The 19,309-nt window shown below is 61.4% G+C and carries 16 protein-coding genes and 2 riboswitches; of the genes, 15 read left to right on the plus strand and 1 reads right to left on the minus strand.

Annotation, left to right across the window (positions count from 1 at the left end; all coding sequences use genetic code 11):
- Nucleotides 1–257: 257 nt before the first annotated feature.
- Both VGD45_RS20935 and VGD45_RS20940 read left to right on the plus strand, forming a co-directional pair.
- Nucleotides 258–1,751, plus strand: a complete 1,494-nt coding sequence (locus tag VGD45_RS20935; RefSeq protein ID WP_331157294.1) for a hypothetical protein — start codon at nt 258–260, stop codon at nt 1,749–1,751.
- 117 nt (nt 1,752–1,868) lie between these two features.
- The gene (locus tag VGD45_RS20940) at nt 1,869–2,741 is read left to right on the plus strand and encodes an FkbM family methyltransferase (protein WP_331157295.1); all 873 of its coding nucleotides are present in this window, start codon (nt 1,869–1,871) and stop codon (nt 2,739–2,741) included.
- Nucleotides 2,742–2,745: 4 nt separating this feature from the next.
- Here the strand turns inward: VGD45_RS20940 and VGD45_RS20945 are convergent, their stop codons facing one another.
- A complete protein-coding gene (locus VGD45_RS20945) occupies nt 2,746–3,378 on the minus strand; it encodes a LysE family translocator (protein ID WP_331157296.1) in 633 nt (210 codons plus the stop codon).
- 307 nt (nt 3,379–3,685) lie between these two features.
- Between VGD45_RS20945 and VGD45_RS20950 the strand changes: the two genes are divergently transcribed.
- From VGD45_RS20950 to VGD45_RS21010, 13 genes are all read left to right on the plus strand, one after another.
- A complete protein-coding gene (locus tag VGD45_RS20950) occupies nt 3,686–4,855 on the plus strand; it encodes an ABC transporter permease (RefSeq protein WP_331157297.1) in 1,170 nt (389 codons plus the stop codon).
- Between the two features lie 3 nt (nt 4,856–4,858).
- Nucleotides 4,859–6,049 carry an ABC transporter permease gene (locus VGD45_RS20955; RefSeq protein ID WP_331157298.1) on the plus strand — a complete coding sequence of 397 codons (1,191 nt, stop codon included), beginning with the start codon at nt 4,859–4,861 and terminating at the stop codon, nt 6,047–6,049.
- Between the two features lie 298 nt (nt 6,050–6,347).
- Complete coding sequence (locus VGD45_RS20960) at nt 6,348–7,172, plus strand: formate/nitrite transporter family protein (RefSeq protein WP_331157299.1); 825 nt, start codon at nt 6,348–6,350, stop codon at nt 7,170–7,172.
- 8 nt (nt 7,173–7,180) lie between these two features.
- The gene (locus VGD45_RS20965) at nt 7,181–8,914 is read left to right on the plus strand and encodes a bifunctional protein-serine/threonine kinase/phosphatase (RefSeq protein WP_331157300.1); all 1,734 of its coding nucleotides are present in this window, start codon (nt 7,181–7,183) and stop codon (nt 8,912–8,914) included.
- Between the two features lie 218 nt (nt 8,915–9,132).
- Nucleotides 9,133–9,224: riboswitch (cyclic di-GMP riboswitch) on the plus strand.
- Between the two features lie 209 nt (nt 9,225–9,433).
- Nucleotides 9,434–9,961: a hypothetical protein gene (locus VGD45_RS20970; RefSeq protein WP_331157301.1), complete on the plus strand. Its 528-nt coding sequence runs from the start codon at nt 9,434–9,436 to the stop codon at nt 9,959–9,961.
- Nucleotides 9,962–9,966: 5 nt separating this feature from the next.
- Complete coding sequence (locus VGD45_RS20975; protein ID WP_331157302.1) at nt 9,967–11,853, plus strand: tetratricopeptide repeat protein; 1,887 nt, start codon at nt 9,967–9,969, stop codon at nt 11,851–11,853.
- Nucleotides 11,853–14,912, plus strand: a complete 3,060-nt coding sequence (locus VGD45_RS20980; RefSeq protein WP_331157303.1) for a tetratricopeptide repeat protein — start codon at nt 11,853–11,855, stop codon at nt 14,910–14,912. Before VGD45_RS20975 ends, VGD45_RS20980 begins: the two co-directional genes overlap by 1 nt.
- Nucleotides 14,896–15,564: a tetratricopeptide repeat protein gene (locus tag VGD45_RS20985; protein ID WP_331157304.1), complete on the plus strand. Its 669-nt coding sequence runs from the start codon at nt 14,896–14,898 to the stop codon at nt 15,562–15,564. Before VGD45_RS20980 ends, VGD45_RS20985 begins: the two co-directional genes overlap by 17 nt.
- Nucleotides 15,565–15,574: 10 nt before the next feature.
- Nucleotides 15,575–15,871 (plus strand): hypothetical protein, encoded by a 297-nt coding sequence (locus VGD45_RS20990; RefSeq protein ID WP_331157305.1) that lies wholly within the window; start codon nt 15,575–15,577, stop codon nt 15,869–15,871.
- Nucleotides 15,872–15,926: 55 nt separating this feature from the next.
- Nucleotides 15,927–16,625, plus strand: coding sequence for a MotA/TolQ/ExbB proton channel family protein (locus VGD45_RS20995; RefSeq protein ID WP_331157306.1), 699 nt, complete (start codon nt 15,927–15,929; stop codon nt 16,623–16,625).
- A gap of 9 nt (nt 16,626–16,634) precedes the next feature.
- Nucleotides 16,635–17,162, plus strand: coding sequence for a biopolymer transporter ExbD (locus VGD45_RS21000; RefSeq protein ID WP_331157307.1), 528 nt, complete (start codon nt 16,635–16,637; stop codon nt 17,160–17,162).
- Nucleotides 17,163–17,196: 34 nt separating this feature from the next.
- On the plus strand, nt 17,197–17,685 hold the full coding sequence (locus tag VGD45_RS21005; protein WP_331157308.1) for a biopolymer transporter ExbD: 489 nt from the start codon (nt 17,197–17,199) through the stop codon (nt 17,683–17,685).
- Nucleotides 17,672–19,138 carry an AgmX/PglI C-terminal domain-containing protein gene (locus VGD45_RS21010; protein WP_331157309.1) on the plus strand — a complete coding sequence of 489 codons (1,467 nt, stop codon included), beginning with the start codon at nt 17,672–17,674 and terminating at the stop codon, nt 19,136–19,138. The genes VGD45_RS21005 and VGD45_RS21010 overlap by 14 nt, the downstream gene beginning before the upstream one ends.
- Before the next feature lie 26 nt (nt 19,139–19,164).
- A riboswitch (cyclic di-GMP riboswitch) is annotated at nt 19,165–19,261 on the plus strand.
- The last annotated feature ends 48 nt before the right edge of the window (nt 19,262–19,309 follow it).

The raw sequence follows: 19,309 nt of genomic DNA on the forward strand, positions 1-19,309 counted from the left end.
ATTCCTCCTGCGAGGTGACGCCGATATTACTCCAAACGTACGCTTGGGTTCATCTGCATCGGCGTCGGCACGCTTTTCGCTTCAACTTGCGCCGATGCGCGAAAGTTGCGTGCTCCCACTAGTGGCGGGCCACGATGACGCAGCTTGGGAACAGGTGGCGCCATGCCGGTGCGGCTGGCACACTCCGGCGACCTCGGAATCCGGGGGCGCTCGCAGGGTTGAGAGATAAACGGAGAAAACAAGGGGCAAAACAGAGGATGAGCGCTCGCGCAGATCGTTCCATCGTCGATTGGTGGCGTCACTTGCGCCCGGCCGTCAGCCAGACCACGGAGCGTGTGGCGGCCGATGGCTTGATCGCGTTTTCACCCGTGTGGGCGGCCGCTGCGATTTTCAGCCTGGCCGGCGATCGCGGCATGTTGGTGTTTCGTGACGGCGTGTTGCTCGGTCTGATGACGTGGGCAGCCATCGCGGTGGCGCTGCTGCTCGTCTGGCGGCCACGCTGGACTGCGCTGCTATTCCTGCTCGCCGGCGTGATGCTCACGCGATACGCCGTGGCCATGCCGGTCGCGGGCAATAACAAGATGATCGCCGCTTTCATGAACGCGAGCATTCTCGTCATTTGCGCACACGCCGTCCTGCGCTATAGCAATGCGGCCGAAATGCGAGAAAACATCTACGAGAACATGCGGGTGGTGGCGCGTGCGCTGCTCGCCATCATGTACTTCTACGGCATCTTTCATAAGATCAACACGGACTTTCTGGATCCGCGCGTCAGCTGCGCCGTGGCCTTGTACATGCCGCTGGCCGACGGCTTCGGACTGCAACACAATCTCACCGGCAAGTATCTCGCGATCTGGAGCACTTTCATCGTCGAGGCCATCGCCATCGTTTCTTTGTATTGGAAACGCTGGTTCGCCGTGGGCCTGCTGCTGGCGCTCATGTTTCATTTCGTGATCCCGATCTCCGTGTACTCGTGGTACATGGACTTCTCGAGCCTGGTGCTCGCGCTGTACATCCTGTCCGTGCCTCGCGAGGTGAGCCAGCGGTTCTACGACAGCAGCGCGCGAATGTTCCGTCTCTTGCGTGACCGCTTCGGTGCGCTCGGTCAGGCATTGCCCTTTGGCATCGTGATCGGCGGGGCAGTGGCGCTCGTCGCCGTTCTTTCGTTATTCAGCCGGCAGGCACACATCGCCCCATCGCATGCTTATCAGTCGGTGTGGGTGCTGATGTGGGTGGCGTACGGTGGCATCAGCATGCTGTTCCTCGCTGAGGCCGCGCTCAGTCATTTGCCTTGGCGGGGCACGCCCGGGCCGCGGCGTGCGCTGTGGCTGTATGCGCTTCCTGCCGCGCTGTTCATCGTGTGTACTGCTCCCTACGTCGGCCTGCGGACCGAAGCGTCGATCGCCATGTTCAGCAACCTGCATACCGAGGCGGGCGTCTCGAACCATCTGCTGATGCCGCAGCCGCCGTATCTGTTCCCGTATCAAAGCGACGTCGCCATGATCAAAGCGTCGTCGGATCCGGATCTGCAGCACTTCGCCGATCGCAACCAGGGCCTGGTGATGTTTTCTCTGAAGGAACGCCTCAGGAAGAAACCTGAAGCCTGGGTCACTTATGAGCTCAACGGCGTGCGCCACGAGCGGGCGACTGCGCAGTCGCTGGGCGCGTTCACTCACGCGAGCTTCTGGGAGCGCAAGCTGCTCATCTTCAAACATGTGGACTTCGCCCGGCCGAAGGTGTGCACGCACTAGCGCCGAGATTCGACTTGCATCTGACTTCCTGCAGCGCTGGGCCGGCAACTATCCGGCCCAGTGCTGCGTGATACAATCGCGTCCGTCGATTGGACAAGCAATCCCTTCACGGACGTCGTGGCCATTGCACCTAAACTGATTCGTAACGCGCCTGGAATCGCGCTGAAGCGCTTATTGTGGAGTCTGCTGAGGCGCCGAGAGTTCGAATACGAAGTAGTCACAGCGCACGGCTGGCGCATCAGCGGTCACACACGCGATTGGATTCAGCGAACGCTGTATTACTTTGGCTTGTGGGAGCCCAACCTCACTGCATGGATTGCAAGCCGCTTGCAACTCGGCAACGTGTTTGTCGATGTCGGTGCAAACGTCGGTTATTTCACACTGCTCGCCGCGCGTTGCGTGGGGCTCGAAGGCAAAGTGGTTGCCATCGAAGCGATGCCGTCGATTTTCGAGCATCTTGCGAAACATGTCCGCGACAACGGACTCACCAATACGAGACTGGTGAACAAAGCCGCCGTCGGGCCGGACTCGCCACGCGAAGTTGAATTATTCTGGGGCAGCACGGACAACATCGGCTCGACGGGCATGATGGGCCGAAGCGGTAGCAGTCGCGGCGTCGCCATCGCCGCGAGCACGTTATCGGACATCCTTACCGATGACGAATGCGCACGAGCACGGCTGATAAAAGTCGATGTCGAGGGCGTGGAGCCCGAGACCGTGCACGGCCTCGGCTTGGAAAGTGGACGTTTCAGCAAGGACCTCGAACTGATCGTCGAGGTGGCCCACGATCCGGAGCGCCTAGCGCAGCGCGCCTGGCTGCTGGATTATCTCCGCGGCCTGGGGTTCTTCAGCTACGTTCTTCCGGAGACGCACGGTTTCCGTCATTACGCGTATCCCGAGAGCTCGCGCGAACGTCCTCGCCGGCTGAGAGAGCCCCTCACACGCATGCACAATGTGATTTTCTCGCGAATCGACGCGGATCAGCTGTGATCGATCAACGGCGAGATTCGACCGCCATTCGGACCGCAAGGCCAGCGAGCACCGTGCCCATCAGCCAGCGCTGCACGACCTGCCACGTGGGGCGTGATGCAAAGAAGATCGCCACGCTGCCGGCCATGACGACGATGAGCGCATTCACGCTCACGCTGATCGTGATCTGAGTGAGCCCCAGCACCAGCGATTGCAGCAGCACGCTGCCGTGCTCGGGCTGAATGAACTGCGGCAGCAGCGACACGTACAGGATCGCGATCTTCGGATTCAGCAGGCTGGTGAACAACCCCATGCCGAACAGGCGCCGGGGACTATCCTGCGGCAGGTCCTTCACTTCGAATGGCGAACGGCCACCGGGCTTGAGCGCCTGCCATGCGAGATACAACAAATAGATCGCGCCAGCGATGCGGAGCGCGTCGTAGGCGAGCGGCACCGACAGAAAGATCGCGGTGATGCCAAGCGCCGCGCACATCAAATAGATCATGAACCCCAGCGCAATCCCGCCAAGGGAGATCAGCCCCGCCATCCGCCCCTGACAGATGGCGCGCGAGGTCAGATAGATCATGTTGGGTCCGGGGGTGAGCACCATGGCGAGGGCCACCAGAGCGAACTGCAAATGATCGGTGAGGGTAGGCATGGCGAGACTGCGGCGACCGGGAACCAAATCATGATAGAGGCTCTCGATCAGCCCCGGAAGCAGAATCGATTAGAGCGTCGGGGGCAGGCGGATTAAGGTTGAGCCTGGTCTCGTGCATCGTAGGATCGATCATGTCCACCAAGCATCCAATCCGCTCCGGTTTTCGCGTCGTATCCGCGGTGGCCATCGTCGCTGCCGCGGTGATGAATCTCGTGTCCCACCTGCCCACGGGGGGCTGACCGGCATGTGAGCCCGGTCACGCCGTCAGCTGCGGGCGTTCCGCAGACATTCTGCAGGTTGGCGCCGCGTGAAGTATCTGCATCTGATCTGGGCGAGCCTGTTTCGTCGCAGGATGCGAACGATCCTGATGCTGCTGTCCATCACGATCGCTTTTCTACTGTATGGGCCCCTGGAAACGGTGCGCAGCACCTTCGCCAGTTTCGGGCAATCGGTCGCGGGACACGACCGGCTGCTGACGATGTCGAAACTGCGGCCGGGTGCGCCGGTCCTGCCGCAAAGTTTGTATTCTCGCATCCAGGAAGTGCCGGGCGTCGCCAACGTCGATTTCTCGTATTACTTCGGCGGCACGTACCAGGATCCCAAAAACGCGATTCCGCTGGAAACGCACACCGACACGTTCTTCGACCTTTATCCCGAACTAGCCGTCACGCCCGGCGGACGTGAGGCTTTCCAACGCACGCGCACCGGCGTCATGGTCGGCGTGGGGCTGGCCGCGAAATATGGTTGGGAGGTGGGGGACAAAATTCCAGTGGAAACGTCAGTGACCCGCAAGGACGGCTCCAATGTCTGGACCTTCGATGTGGTGGGAATCTATGAATTTACCGAAGCCGGTATGAAGGTCTGGAACAGCATCGTCTATGTCAACGGAGAGGGATTCGATGCGGCGCGGGCCTCCGATAGCGGCAAGGTGGGGTGGTTTGCTGTAAAGGTCGCTGATGGATACCCGGTGGACAATGTCGCGCATGCGATCGATGCGCTGTCCGCCAACTCGGATCACGAGACCAAGACACAAAGCGAGAACGCGTTCAGCGCCGGATGGATCGGTCAGATCGGGGACTTCGGAGTCATGGTCACCTCGATCATGAGCGCCGTGTTCTTCACCTTGCTGCTGTTGACCGGCCACACCATCGCCCAGACGGTCCAGGAGCGCATTCCTGAGTTCGGTGTTTTGAAAACGCTCGGCTTCTCTGGGGGCGCCGTCCTCGGCCTGGTGCTCGCCGAATGCGTTCTCTTGCTACTCCTCGGCAGCACGCTCGGCTTGAGCCTGGCGACGTTGGCGGTCGCCTTTGCGAGCTCGCTGCCGGCGGGCGCCTTGCCTTTTCCACTGCAGCCCTTGGGGGGCGCGGTGTGGCTTCGAGGTCTGACGGTTGCGATTCTCATCGCTATGGCGGTGGGGGCGTTACCCGCGCTGCGCGGCCTGCGACTCCGCATCGTAGACGCTTTGGCCGGAGGCTGACTCATGTCACTTCTCGGCAGTCTCGTACAAATGATTTCGGTCACAAGCGTCGGCATCGCCACGATTCCCAAACGGCTGGGCGCCTCCGCTGTTGTCGTCGCCGGCATCGCCGGCGTCGTCGGCGTACTCGTGGGATTGCTGGCGATGGGCGAGGGATTCGAGAAGACGCTGCATCAGACGGGTGCGGACGATCGAGTCATCGTGCTTCAGGCGGGGGTTCTGTCGGAGGCCGGATCGACGCTCACACGCGATGCGCCCGCAATCGTGTCTCAAGCGCCGCAGATCCGGAAGAATGATCGAGGACAGCCCATCGTGTCATCCGAGGTGTTGGTTGCAGCGACCCTGCGCAAGAAAAGCACTGGCCTCGAGGCCAACATCGCCGTTCGCGGCCTCGGCGAGCGAGCTTGGGAGTTGCGGCCTCAGGCGACCATTACCGCGGGTCGTAAATTTCAGCCCGGCTTGCAGGAGCTCGTGGTTGGTCAGGATGCGCATCGACAGTTCTCGGGCACGGACATCGGCGCGACGATGATCCTCAACGGTCAGTCCTGGACAGTGGTCGGGCTGTTCGATTCTGGAGATGCTCACAACTCCGAGATCTGGGCTGATACCGACGTGCTGGCCTCCGCGTTCCGCCGCGGCAGTGGCAAGAACTCACTGGTGGCGCAACTCAACGATGCCGCCGCGGTCGATGCGTTCAAAGCGCAACTCGCCAGCGATCCCCGGCTCAAAGTCGACGCTCAAACGACAAGGCAGTACTACAGCCGTCAGTCTGCGAGAGTGGCGACGTTGACTCGTGTCTTCGGTATCACCATCGCCGCCATCATGGCGCTCGGCGCGATCTTTGGCGCGCTCAATACCATGTATTCCGCCGTAGCGGCTCGTACTCGCGAGATCGCAACGTTGCGGGCCATTGGATTTCGCTCCGTGCCGGTGATCATGTCGGTGCTGATCGAGACCATGTTGTTGGCCCTGGGAGGAGGGCTGCTCGGCGCCAGCGTCGCCTGGGCATTGTTCGACGGTTTTTATGCCTCGACGCAGGGATCGGGCGGGCAGGTCATGTTTGCTTTCGACGTATCCCCAGAGCTTCTGCTGAAGGGCGTGAGCGTCGCGCTGGCGATGGGGTTGGCGGGAGGATTGCCGCCGGCGATCCGAGCGGCGCGTATGCCCATCGCTACGGGGCTGCGCGAACTTTGATAACACCATAAGCTCGTCGGCTCTCATACGGGGCAAACATTCTCGGAAGTGCACCGTAACGGCGCAGAAGCAAGCGCTCACGTCAGATTCCACGCGGCCGCGAGGCCGGCAACCATTGGCATGCCACTTGCTGGAATGAAGCGTTCGATCCAACGAGGGGTCGACAGGGCACAGCAGCCAAAGGCGGGCCATTCCTTTCCCGCCTCATCACTCGCTATCGCGCAATTCAAGCGCCGAGTGACAAACCCAAGCTCTCACTGACTCACCGTTGCTCGCTTCATGAGGCGTTAGAACAACCATGTCCTATCTGGCACCGTCCGAATTTGTCACCAAGATGGTCGATGCGGGTGAATCCAAGGTCTTCATGGCCACGCGCGACACCTTGATCCGCGCGTACATGGCTGGCGCGATTCTCGCGTTGGCGGCCGTATTCGCCGTCGCCGTCTCCCAGCAGACCGGTTATCCGATCATCGGCGCGATCCTGTTTCCCGTGGGCTTCTGCATGTTGTACCTGCTGGGTTTCGATCTGCTGACCGGCGTGTTCGTGCTGTCACCGCTGGCCCTGATCGACAAGCGCCCCGGCGTAACGCTAGGCGGTGTGTTGAAGAATTGGGGACTGGTGTTCACCGGTAACCTCGCGGGCGCGGTGACGGTCGCCTTCATGATGTCGATCGTGTTCACCAACGGCTTTTCCACCGAGCCGAACGCCGTCGGCAAAGTCATCGCCGGTATCGGTGAAGCCCGCACGCTGGGTTACAAGGAATATGGAGCGGCGGGTATGCTCACGCTGTTCATCCGAGGCGTGCTGTGCAACTGGATGGTCTCCACCGGCGTGGTCGGCGCGATGATTTCCACTTCCGTGGGCGGCAAGGTCATTGCCATGTGGATGCCCATCATGGTGTTCTTCGCAATGACCTTCGAGCACTCTGTGGTCAACATGTTCCTGTTTCCGTCCGCGCTGATCATGGGCGGCAACTTCTCGATCATGGATTACATCGTCTGGAACGAGTTGCCCACGGTCGTCGGCAACCTGATCGGCGGTCTTGCCTTCACCGGGCTGACGCTCTATTCCACGCATCTGCGTACGGGCGCGAAGAAGAAAGCATTCCCGCGCGCTGCTTGATCTGACGCATGCTGCCCACTGGATTGAAAATCTCCCTTGGGCAGCATTCAGGCCGGGGTCGCAAGGAAACCAACCAGGACTTTCACGGCGCCTGCATTCCAGGCGAGCCGCAACTGACCGCCAAAGGCATCGCCGTCGCATTGGCCGACGGTGTGAGCAGCAGCAACGTCAGTCAGATCGCGAGCGAGGCGGCCGTCAAAGGCTTCCTGGAGGACTATTACTGCACGTCGCCTGCATGGTCGGTGAAACACTCCGCGCAGCGCGTGCTCACCGCAATCAACTCGTGGCTCTATGCCCAAACGCGGCAGAGCCAATACCGCTACGACCAGGACCGCGGCTACGTGTGCACCTTGAGCGCACTGGTGCTGAAGTCCACGACCGCACACATCTTTCATGTCGGCGATTCGAGAATCTACCGGCTGCGTGACCAGTCTCTGGAGCAGCTGACCGAAGATCACCGGGTGTGGGTCTCACAAGACAAGAGTTATCTCGGCCGCGCGCTGGGAGTCAATCCACAGCTCGAAATCGATTATTGCGCGGTGAGCGTGGGGCAGGGCGATCATTTCATTCTTGCCACCGACGGCATCCATGAGCACGTCAGCGCGCGTTTCATCACCGACGCGCTGGCGCAGCGACCTGACGATCTTGACGCTGTAGCAAAGGTGATCGCCGCCGAAGCCTATGAGCGCGGCAGCGAGGACAACCTCAGCATCCAACTGATTCGTATCGAGGAGTTGCCTGAGGCCGAGGCCACCGAAATCCATCACAAGCTCAGCGAACTTCCGTTACCTCCGGAGCTCTCGCCACGGATGTTATTCGATGGCTATCGCATCATTCGCGATATCCACATCAGCAGTCGCAGCCATGTTTATCTGGCGCTCGATGTGACTTCCGAGGGCGCCGAAGCACCCGTCGTCATCAAGACGCCATCCGTGGATCTGCGCGGCGATCCTGCTTATCTGGAGCCATTTCTGCTGGAAGACTGGATCGCGCGTCGTATCGATAGTCCGCACGTGGTTCGCGCCGTCGCGCTGACCCGGAAAAGAAACTACCTCTATACCGTCACCGAGTTCATCGACGGCCAGACGCTGACGCAATGGATGATCGACAATCCCAGGCCGAAGCTGGCCAGTGTGCGCGGCATCGTGGAACAAATCGCCAAAGGCCTGCAGGCGTTTCATCGCCTGGAGATGCTGCACCAGGACCTGCGGCCCGAGAACATCATGATCGACGCCACCGGCACCGTGAAGATCATGGATTTCGGCTCGACACGCGTCGCCGGCATCGTCGAGAACACGACCACGGTCGATCATCTGCCGCAAGGAACTCTGCAATACACGGCGCCGGAGTACTTTCTGGGCCACGCGGGCTCGTCACGCTCGGATTTGTTTTCCCTCGGCGTCATCGCCTACCAGATGCTTTCTGGCCGGCTGCCGTTCGGCGCCGAAGTCGCCAAGTCCAGAGCCAAGGCCGAGCAAAAACGCTTGAGCTATCGCTCGCTGCTCGATGAAGAGCGGGACATTCCGGTCTGGGTCGATGAAACGCTGAAGAAGGCTACGCACGTGGACCCCGATAAGCGCTATCAGGAGTTATCCGAATTCATTTACGACCTGAGTCATCCCAACGACGCTTACCTGCGCAGGACTCGGCCGCCGCTGCTGGAACGCAATCCGACGATGTTTTGGAAGACGCTGACGCTGCTTCTGACGATCGTCATCGTCGTGCTGCTCGCCACACGCTGACGTCGGATTGACGCAACCTTCATTATTGTCAAAGACGTCGCTCGCGCGGTTGCCGAGTCAACGTGACGTTCTCAAGAAGATGAAACCTTCTGAGAAGTCGGTTCGTGTTGAACTAAATGTGCCCACGGAAAAGTGAGAAGTGCGTCACATTTTTCCTGAATTGTGAGACACACGTCACACCCGTTCGTTCCATCCACGAGCAATAGTTCTCACGCGAATTACGTCAAGGGCAAAGCCATCGAAAGATGGCGACGCAAAGTCACCGGTCTAAAGAGCGCCTCGCGCGCTCCATGACGGCGGGACCGCCGGAGTCGACGTCCGATCCAATCGGGCTGCCTCGAACCCAATGCGCCTGCGTGCCCAAGGTTGAATGGAGGTGGCTCATGACTCGCTGGAACTCGATCGCGAACGCGGACACGGCTTTGCCGTCGGTACGTGACATGCGCGCATTCCCCAGCGCCTGAAGCCGAAACCCTCTCGGTTTTCCATCTCAATCCGCCACCCATCGGGCGAACCAACATGCAGAAGATTCTCTGGACCGTGATGTTCAGCGCTTGGTGCTGTCTGTCGGCCGCGGTTTGCGCCGCCGACGACAGCTATCGCGCGCAGATGAAGGGCCTCGATGAGCAGGTGCAGGAGATCAAGTCCGATGTCCTGAGCATCGATGCCGAGCTGCGGCGGCTGGAGGAGAAGCTGCTGTATCCCTCCAACACGCACGTGGCGATGTTCGTCGCGCTGGCCAAGGACGATTCGATGCGCCTCGATGCGGTTCAGATCCAGCTCGACGGCAAGCTCGTCGCGCATTACATCTACAGCTACAAAGAGCTCGAAGCGCTGCAGAAGGGCGGCGTGCAGCGGATCTACACGGGCAACATCGCGACCGGATCGCATCAGCTCGAGATCTCCGTGATGGGCAAGCTCGACGGCGGCAAGGACTACTCGCGCACCGAGACCTTCACGATCGACAAGGGCATCGAACCGAAGCTGGTCGGCATCACGCTCGCAGGCGCCGGCGCGGGCCAGGCCATCCAGGTCGGAGACTGGTGAGCATCATGCGTCGCGCAGCTCACAATGCGCTCGGACTCGGCCTGACGGCGATGTGCGCCGTGAGTCCGTGTTCCGGCGGCGATCTCAAGGATCTGCACTTCGGCGAGGCCGTGTATTACGCCCACCAAGGTCAGTATCTCGAGGCGCTCGAACGACTCGATGCAGAGCTCGGCCAGTATCGCGATCTCGACGAGCCGCAGCTCGACACCTTGCACTTTCATGTCGGCGAGGCGGAGTTTTCGGTCGGCGACTTCGAGCTCAACTATCGGATGCACCATCGGGCCGGCCGCGCGATCAAAGCGGTCCTCGAAGGGGCGGTCGATGAAGCGGTCCGCAACGAAGCGGCGTTTCGCCTGGCGCGCATTCACTTCCAGAAGGATCAATTGGAAGAAGCGCTGCATGCGCTCGATCGCATGCAAGGCCGCGTGCCGGACCCCATCAAGGATGAAGTCGAGTTTCTGCGCGCGAACGTTTATCTCGCGAGCGGCCGTCCCGAGGATGCCGCAAGCGTTCTGCAGCGGCTGCAGGGCGCCGATGGACTGACGGGCTTCGCCGAATACAACCTCGGCATCGCATTGTTACAGGGGCAGCGAGCCGATGCGGCGCTGGAGCAACTGGACAAAGCGGGCAAGATCCAGGCGCGGGACGAAGCCGTCCGATCCATCAAGGACAAGTCCAACCTGATCCTCGGGGATTTGCTGTTCGAATCGAATCGCTTCGACCGCGCGCAGCTCTCGTTCGATCGGGTTCGGCTCGAAGGTCCGTTCTCGAATCAGGCGCTGCTGCGTTCGGGTTGGGCCGCCATGTCGGCCGAGCAGTACGACAGAGCGATCGTGCCGTGGAGCCGGCTCGTCGAGCGCGATGTGACCGACGGCGCCGTGCAAGAAGCCTTGCTGGCGCTGCCGTACGCCTACGGCAAATTGAACATCAACGGGCGCGCCGCGCTCATGTATGGCCGAGCTCTCGAAACATTCAGCAAAGAAGGCGAGCGCGTGGATGCCTCCATCAGGAGCATCCGTGAAGGCAAGTTCTTGAAGGCGCTGGTGCGCGAGGAGATCCGCCAGGACAAGGACTGGGTCATTCGTCTGCGCACGCTGCCGGACACCCCAGAGACGTATTACCTCGCGTCGCTCATGTCCTCGCACGACTTCCAGACCTCGCTCCAGAACTATCTGGATCTCGAGGACGTGCGCAAGAAGCTGGAGACCTGGCAGCGCAGCTTCGCCGCATTCGAGGACATCATCGAGCTGCGCCGTCGCAATTACGAGCCGCTCTTGCCGGAGGTCGACGCGAAGTTTCGCGAGCTCGACTCGCAGATCCGCCTGCGTCAGGAACAGCGCAAGAACATCGAGAAGCGGTTGCACGGCATGTTGACGGCGCCGCGACCGGATTACCTCGCGACCGCAGACGAGAGAATCGTCCACGAGCGCCTGAATCAGATCGAGCGCGCCCTCGAGACGATGCCGGAAGCCCAGACCGAACACCAGCGGCGCCGCGTGGCTCGTCTGCAGGGCGTCCTGACGTGGCATCTGAACACGCAATATCACGAGCGCCTGACCGAAGCGTACGAGCACCTCGAGCAGCTCAACTCGGATATCGCAAAGATGACTGCGCAGTACCAGGCGTTCGTCCGCGCCCGGCAGGCGGCCACGCATAGCTACGTCGGCTATGACGATTCAATCAAACGCCTGCGCCGTCGCGTCAGCGAGTCGCTTCAGCAGGTGACGCTCGTCATGGCGCGACAAGGTCGTGTGCTGGAGATGGTTGCCATCAATGAGCTCGGCATTCGTCGCGATCGCCTGGAGTCCTATGAGAGCCAGGCGCGCTACGCCGTCGCCGACAGCTACGACCGCGCCACGCGTGCGCAGGCCAATGCGGGAGGGCAGAACTGATGCGTCCTCTGCGTGTGGCACTGATGCTTTCGCCCGTGTTGGTCACGGCCTGCGCGCCGGCTCCAGACAAACAAACGCTGGCGGAGCTTCGCAACGTGCCGGCGGACACGGCCGATGTGCACGTCGATCAGGGCCTGGATCGAGCCATGGAAAGTTATCGGCGTTATCTCGAAGAGACGCCGAAGACCGCGATGACGCCCGAGGCGATGCGGCGTCTGGCGGACCTCAAGGTCGAGAAGCAGTTCGGCATTCTGGGCGACGGAAAAATGGTCGAGCTGGCGGCGCCCGAGCCGGCCCCGGAACGCATGGTGCTCGCTGCGACGGGCGCCGAGCGTCCCAAGGCCGCCGGCATCGCCGACCTCTCCGAATCGCAACAGGAGTTCGAACGTCGCGCGACCAGCCAGGCGCAGCTCGCTTCGGGCGGCCGGGAGCCTGTGTCCGTTCCGGGAACGACGGACACGCAGGCAGCCTCCGGCCCTCTGGAAGCGATCGCACTCTACGATCAGCTACTGTCGGAATATCCGACCTACGAGCACAACGACAAGGTGCTCTATCAGAAGTCCCGTGCGTACGACGAGCTCGGGCGCACCGAGGAAGCGATGCAGACCATGGAGCGTCTCATCGCCGAGCACCCGGAATCGCGGTACATCGACGAAGTCCAGTTCCGGCGCGCGGAGTACTTCTTTACCCGCAGAAAGTTTCGAGAGGCCGAGGGGGCCTACGAGGCCATTATCGCGCTCGGGGCTCGCTCGGAATATTACGAACTCGCGCTCTACAAGCTCGGCTGGACGCTCTACAAGCAGGAGTTCTACGACGAGGCTCTGCATAGATACGTTGCGCTGCTCGATCACAAGGTCTCCATCGGTTATGACTTCGACGCGCGCCATGAGGAAGGCGACGAGCGCCGGGTAGCCGATACGTTCCGCGTCATCAGCTTGAGCTTTTCGAATCTCGGCGGCTCCGAAGTCGTGGGCGAGTACTTCGCCACGAATGGCAGCCGCACCTACGAGGACCGCATCTATAGCAACCTCGGCGAGTTCTATCTCACCAAGCTGCGTTATCACGATGCCGCCGCGGCGTACAAGGCATTCATCGGGCTGTATCCGCTGCATCGGACCTCGCCGCATTTCAGCATGCGCGTGGTCGAGATCTACACCAAGGGCGGCTTCCAGAAACTGGTGCTGGATTCGAAGAAGGAGTTTGCGAAGACCTACGGGGTGCACGCCGAGTACTGGCGCCACTTCGCCATCGACGAAGCGCCGGAGGTGCTCAGCTATTTGAAGAGCAACCTCAAGGACCTGGCCAACCACTATCACGCGCAGTATCAGCGTGCGGACCTGTCCGAAGAGAAGCCGGCCAACTATCGCGAAGCCTTGCAATGGTATCGGGAGTTCCTCGCTTCCTTCCCGAAGGATGCGGACTCGCCGCCGACCAACTATCAGCTGGCCGACCTGCTGCTCGAAGAAAAGAACTTCGGCGAGGCGGCGAGAGAGTACGAGCGCACGGCGTACGATTATCCAGCGCATGAAAAGGCTGCCGCGGCCGGCTATGCCGCCATCTTCGCGCATCGTGAGAACTTGAAGGCAGCTGACGAGATTGCACAGCCGACGATCAAGCGCGACACGATCGCAAGCTCGCTCAAGTTCGCGGACACATTCCCACAGCACGAGCACGCGGCGAAGGTGTTGGGCGCGGCTGCCGACGATCTCTATGAGTTGAAAGACTTCAAGCCGGCATTGGCCGCCGCGCAGAAGTTGATCGAGCGTTATCCGGCCGCCGAGCTGCCGGTGCTGCGTTCAGCCTGGACGGTCGCTGCTCACGCATCGGTCGAGCTCGCTGAGTATCCGCAAGCGGAGCTCGCGTATACGCGTGTCCTGGAACTCACGCCGGAGAACGACGAGAAGCGTGCGGCGCTCGTCGACAATCTGGCGGCTTCCATTTACAAGCAAGGCGAAGCCGCCAACACCGCACAGGACTACCGCACGGCGGCGAACCACTTCCTGCGCATCAAACAAGCGGCGCCGACATCCAAGATTCGCGCGGCTGCCGAGTACGACGCCGGCGCCGCTCTCATTCGACTGGAAGACTGGACGGCCGCGGCCGACGTACTCGATGCATTCCGGCGCACGTATCCAGAGCACGAACTGAATCGCGAAGCGACCAAGCAGATCGCCTTCGTGTACCGCCAGAGCGGGCAGGTTGCCCGTGCGGCGAGCGAATACGAGCGCATCGCTACCGAAGCCGACAAGCCGGAGCTGCGCGGCGAGGCGCTGCTTCTCGCCGGTGATTTGCATGAGCAAGGCAAGAACACCGAGCGGGCGCTCGCCGCTTATCTGGCGTACGTAAAGGAGTTTCCGAAACCCCTCGATCTCGGTGTGGAGACGCGCTTCAAGATCGCCGAGCTTTATAAGAATGCGAGCGACATCGCGCGATATCACGAACAGCTGCAGCAGATCGTGAGCATCGATGCCGCAGCCGGAGCGGAGCGAACCAATCGGACTCGCACCCTGGCGGCGGGCTCGGCGCTCGTGCTCGCCGAGCAGCTTTATGCGCAGTTTGCGTCCGTGAAGCTGATGCAACCGTTCGAGCGGAGCTTGCAACTGAAGCAGCAGCGCATGGACGCCGCGATGAAGTCGCTGAGCGCGCTGGTGGATTATCAGGTTGGTGAAGTGACCGCCGCCGCGACGTTCTACATGGCCGAGGTGTACTACGGCTTCAATCGATCGCTGGTGGAGTCGGAGCGTCCAAAGGATCTGCAGGCGAGCCAGCTGCAGGATTACGAGCTGGCGCTGGAAGAGAATGCGTTTCCCTTCGAGGAAAAAGCCATCGGCGTGCACGAGAAGAATCTCGAGCTGATCCGCTCCGGCATTTACAACGAGTGGATCGAAAAGAGCCTGGCCAAGCTCGCCCAGCTCATGCCCGCGCGCTATGCGAAGACGGAGTTGAGCAGCGGTTTTCTGGGCTCGCTGGATCGCTATGCCTACCGCACGCCGTCGGCGCCGCCGCCGGAACCGGCAATCGCCGCCACCGCAGGAGTTCCCAATGCGACCGGGCGTTAACAGGTGTTTCAAGGCAGGGCGTCGCCTCGTGCTGCTTGCGGCCATGTTCGTGGCCGCGTGCTCGACACCGACCAAGCAGGACAAACCTGTGCAGAAGGGGCTGGCGAAAGCAGCGCCCGTGGCACGGGTCGATATTCAACAGGACGCGACTGGCTTCACGATCCTCGAGGATGTTCGCGTGAGCGCGGACCTTCGCGCGGAGTACGAAAGCGCTGTTCGCATGCTGGAGCTGCAGCAGTACGAGCAGGGAATCGCATCCCTACTCAAGATCACCGAGAGCGCGCCCAACGTCACCGCCATTTACATCGATCTCGGCATGGCCTACGCGCGCACGGGCGATCTGGACAAAGCCGAGGAAAGCTTGAAGAAGGCGGTGCAGCTCAATCCACGTCACCCCATCGCCTACAACGAGCTCGGCGTGGTGTATCGGCGCAAAGGCAAGTTCAACGAAGCGCGCGCCAGTTACGAGAAGGCGCTCGAGTTGTTCCCGAGCTTCCATTTCGCACAACGCAATCTCGCGATTCTCTGCGATGTTTATCTCGCGGATCTCGGCTGTGCGCTCCAGCACTACACCGCCTATCAACAAGCAGCGCCCGACGATCCCGAGACGGCGAAGTGGCTTGCCGACTTGAATGCCAGAGCCAAGCGCTAGGAGAAACCACATGATGCGCAGACTTCTGATTCCAGCGTGCTCGTTACTCGCGGCAGCCGCCTTCGCAGCCGATGAGCCTGCGCCGAGCGCAGCGAAAGCAGATACCGGCCCGAAAGCGCTGTCGGGCATGTCGATCCTGGGAAATCAGGAAGCGCCCAAGGCGCTCGTGATCGTTCCCTGGAAGAGCTCACAGCTCGGCGACACGCTGGGCATCGCGAAGACCCTCGACGATGGTCGGCAGCCCGTGGACAAGGAAGTGTTCATGCGGCAGCTGAGCTACTACCAGATTCGGGCCCACTCGAAGTGAATCCGCAGCGACGCGATTCGACTCCGTAACTTTGTCACTGAAGAGGCGTAACACCGTGGATATTTTCTATTCAATCGCGAATTTCTTTACCCGGGGCGGCGCGTTCATGTACCCGATCCTGCTCGTCGCCGCGCTGGCGGCCGCGATCGCGATCGAACGCTATGTCACGCTGAGCCGGCTTTCCATCAAGAACCGGGCCGCGTGGAATCGCATCGAGCCGGTGCTGACCGAGGGCGACTTCGACAAGGCGCGTGAGGCGACTGCGAAGGACGAAACAGCGGTCTCGCAGCTGCTCGCTGTTGGCTTGGCGCGGCAGGGCGCCGTGCGTCGCGTCGATGACGTAGAGAAGGCGATGCGCACGAACCTGATGGAACTGATTCCGAGGCTCGAGAAGCGCACTCACTATCTCGGCACGTTCGCGAATCTCGCCACGTTGCTCGGCCTGCTCGGCACGGTCAGCGGTCTGATTCACGCGTTCACGGCCGTGGCGACCGCGAATCCGGCGGAGAAGGCGAACCTGCTCGCCGCCAGCATCTCCGAAGCCATGAACTGTACCGCCTTCGGTCTGATGGTCGCGGTGCCGGTGCTGTTCATCCACGCGTTCCTGCAAACCAAGACCGGCGAGCTGATCGGCAGCCTGGAAACGGCAGCGATGAAGTTCCTCACCTTGGTCGGCGACAAGCAATCGGCCCGGATGCAGAACCGCCTCGAGCTCGCTCAGTTGCCGAAGGATCACGCGAAGGCCGCGGCCTGAGGATCGATCATGCCGTCCAACTACACGCGTTCGTTCGCCTACGACGGTCCGCTGATGCAGTCGAGTTACACGACTCGAATGCGTAAACCGGTCGAGCTGATGCTGGTGCCGATGATCGACATCTTCACGGTGCTGGTCACGTTCCTGCTGATGACGGCCGTGTTCTCGCGCATCACGATTCTGCAGCTCGATCTGCCGAGCTCGGATTCGGCGAGCGCGGGCACGCCGCCGGAGTTCCGTCTGGAAGTGATCGTTCGTCACCAGGGCTTCGAGCTCACCAACGGTACCAAGCTGATCGCGACGATTCCGAAAGTGAACGATCGGTACGATTTCGACACGCTGACCCAGATGGCGCTGTCGCTGAAGCAGGAGTATCCGAAGGCGAACGATGCGTCCGTGCTGTTGGAGCGCGACGTGCAGTACGACTATCTGATCCAGGCGATGGATGCGATCCGCACCGCTGAAGTCACGCAGCCCGATGCGACGACGACCAAACAGGAGTTGTTCGCCAACATCGCCGTCGGCGAGGCGCCGTGATCGCCACGGCATCGCCGAGTCGAGGAACCCACTTATGAGTCTATTGAATCGCTCGCAGCCCCGTTCGGACGCGGAGCTCAACCTGATCCCACTGATCGACATCATGTCGGTCATGGTCGCGTTCCTGCTCATCTACTCCACCGAAGTGGAAGTCGTGCAGAACTCGAAGGGCATCGAGATTCCACAGTCCACCGCCGAGGTGAAGCCGCAGAACGCGGTGGTCGTGATGATCACCAAAGAGCAGGTGTTCGTGCAGGGCGAAGCGGTTGCGACGATCGCCGAAGTGCAGAGCACGCAGACCCCACTCATCGAACCGCTGCGCGACGTTCTCGAACGGCCGATGCTCACCGGCATCGCGACCGGCGCTGACGAAGCGTCGTCGCGCGAAGTCACGGTGATCGCGGACAAGAGCCTGCCGTTCGACGTTGTGAAACGAGTGATGGCCACCTGCAGCTCTTCCTCCTACGGGAAGATCTCGCTGGCCGTCCTGCAGAAGGAGAAGCCCGCCAATGCAGCCAGCTAAAGCACGACTCGAGGCGGAGGAGATCCCTGTATTGTCCGAGGCCGTCGACACGACTGTTGTCGACGCGGACCAAGACATTCAGCAGGCGCTCGCAGCCGGGCTCGCTCAAGCGCGCCAGGCACTCGATGAACTGGCGGTCGAGCTCCACGCGGTCGATCTCGAGCTCGGAGATCTTGCAATCGAGCGCGCCCAGTATGGCGTGCTCCAGGATGCCTGCAACGCCCTCGACAAGCTCGACAAGATGGGCGGCGCCGCGTTGTTCTGGGGCGAGAACGCCGACGGCAACGCGAGCGCGAATTACGTCCGTCGCGTGCGGAGCCGCGTCGCACAGTTCGACGAGCGGATCAAAGAGATCGAGGATCGCCGCGCGGCCGTCGTCGATCGCATCAATCAGCAACAGGGTCATGCCGAGCTGATGGAAGACATCCTCTTCGAAGCGCTCGAAGAGGAGGAGCGGCGCAAACAGGAATGGATCGTCGAGCGGGAGATCAGCAAGCTGCCCGCGTACAAAGCGTCCATGCCTTGGACGCGTGGCGGAGAAGAGGACAAGCGCTTTCGCAAGTCCGCCGCGACGGCGCTGCTGCTATGTTTGATCTTCGCGCTCATCGTTCCGCACATTCCTTTGCCGACGCGCATTCTCAAGCCCGAGGCGGAAGTGCCGGAACGCATCGTTCGTCTGTTGATCGAATCGCGGCCGAAGCCACCCGTGCAGGCGCGCGAACAACCGAAGCCGAAACCGCAGGAGAAGCCCGTCGAGCAAAAGCCGACCAAGGAAGCTCCGAAGCTTGCGGCAAAGCCCGAGAAAGAGGTGCCAGAGCCTGCCGCTGGCGAAGGTCCGAAAGTGGCGGCGGAGCAGGGCATTCTCGCGTTCCGCGAGAAGTTCGCAGGCATGCAGCAGGATCAAGCGCTCGCACGACTCGGCTCGCAGGCGCAGATCAACAATGCGAGCGACTCCGGACCGGTCCAACGCGCGATGCTCACCACGAACGCGCCAGGCTCCAGCGGCGGAATCAATCTCGCGTCGTTGAGTCGCGGCGTGGGCGGCACTGGCGGTAACGGCGGCATGGCGAATGTCCAGGTCACCCGCGTGACCAGTGGCATCGGCGGCATCGGCAAGCCGGGTGCGGATCGGCCGCTCAGTGGCGACGGTGTTGGCCCGTCACGCACCGACGAAGAAATTCAGATCGTGTTCGATCGCTATAAGGCTTCGCTCTATCGACTCTATAACAAGGAACTGCGCAAGGACCCGACGTTGCGCGGACAGATGGTATTGCATCTGACCATCGAGGCGGACGGCAGCGTGTCGATGTGCGCCTTGCAGTCTTCGGACATGAATGCGCCCGAACTGTCGGCGCAGGTGGTGGACCGCGTCAGGACGATCAACTTCGGCCCCAAGGAAGGCGTGCCGGCCATCACGATTTTGTATCCGATCGACTTCCTCCCGGCCGCCTGAGGTCGTAGTCAGAGTCTTTCGCAACAGTCCGACAAAGGCAAAGCCACCGAAAGGTGGCGACGCAAAGTCACCGGTCTAAAGAGCGCCGCAGCGGCGGCGCTCCACGACAGCGGGACCGCCGGAATCCAGCCCGTTTCAAGGGCGATCCCTCGGTCCGTTCGTGACTCGCGT

It is taken from the genome of Steroidobacter sp., from assembly GCF_036402275.1.
Lineage (GTDB): Bacteria > Pseudomonadota > Gammaproteobacteria > Steroidobacterales > Steroidobacteraceae > Steroidobacter.

Coding starts and splice junctions, on each gene's coding strand:
- VGD45_RS21010 (WP_331157309.1), top strand. CDS start 17,672: ATGCAGCCAGCTAAAGCACGACTCGAGGCGGAGGAGATCCCTGTATTG.
- VGD45_RS20990 (WP_331157305.1), top strand. CDS start 15,575: ATGATGCGCAGACTTCTGATTCCAGCGTGCTCGTTACTCGCGGCAGCC.
- VGD45_RS20945 (WP_331157296.1), bottom strand. CDS start 3,378: ATGCCTACCCTCACCGATCATTTGCAGTTCGCTCTGGTGGCCCTCGCC.
- VGD45_RS20955 (WP_331157298.1), top strand. CDS start 4,859: ATGTCACTTCTCGGCAGTCTCGTACAAATGATTTCGGTCACAAGCGTC.
- VGD45_RS20960 (WP_331157299.1), top strand. CDS start 6,348: ATGTCCTATCTGGCACCGTCCGAATTTGTCACCAAGATGGTCGATGCG.
- VGD45_RS20985 (WP_331157304.1), top strand. CDS start 14,896: ATGCGACCGGGCGTTAACAGGTGTTTCAAGGCAGGGCGTCGCCTCGTG.
- VGD45_RS20965 (WP_331157300.1), top strand. CDS start 7,181: ATGCTGCCCACTGGATTGAAAATCTCCCTTGGGCAGCATTCAGGCCGG.
- VGD45_RS20935 (WP_331157294.1), top strand. CDS start 258: ATGAGCGCTCGCGCAGATCGTTCCATCGTCGATTGGTGGCGTCACTTG.
- VGD45_RS20970 (WP_331157301.1), top strand. CDS start 9,434: ATGCAGAAGATTCTCTGGACCGTGATGTTCAGCGCTTGGTGCTGTCTG.
- VGD45_RS20980 (WP_331157303.1), top strand. CDS start 11,853: ATGCGTCCTCTGCGTGTGGCACTGATGCTTTCGCCCGTGTTGGTCACG.
- VGD45_RS21000 (WP_331157307.1), top strand. CDS start 16,635: ATGCCGTCCAACTACACGCGTTCGTTCGCCTACGACGGTCCGCTGATG.
- VGD45_RS20975 (WP_331157302.1), top strand. CDS start 9,967: ATGCGTCGCGCAGCTCACAATGCGCTCGGACTCGGCCTGACGGCGATG.
- VGD45_RS21005 (WP_331157308.1), top strand. CDS start 17,197: ATGAGTCTATTGAATCGCTCGCAGCCCCGTTCGGACGCGGAGCTCAAC.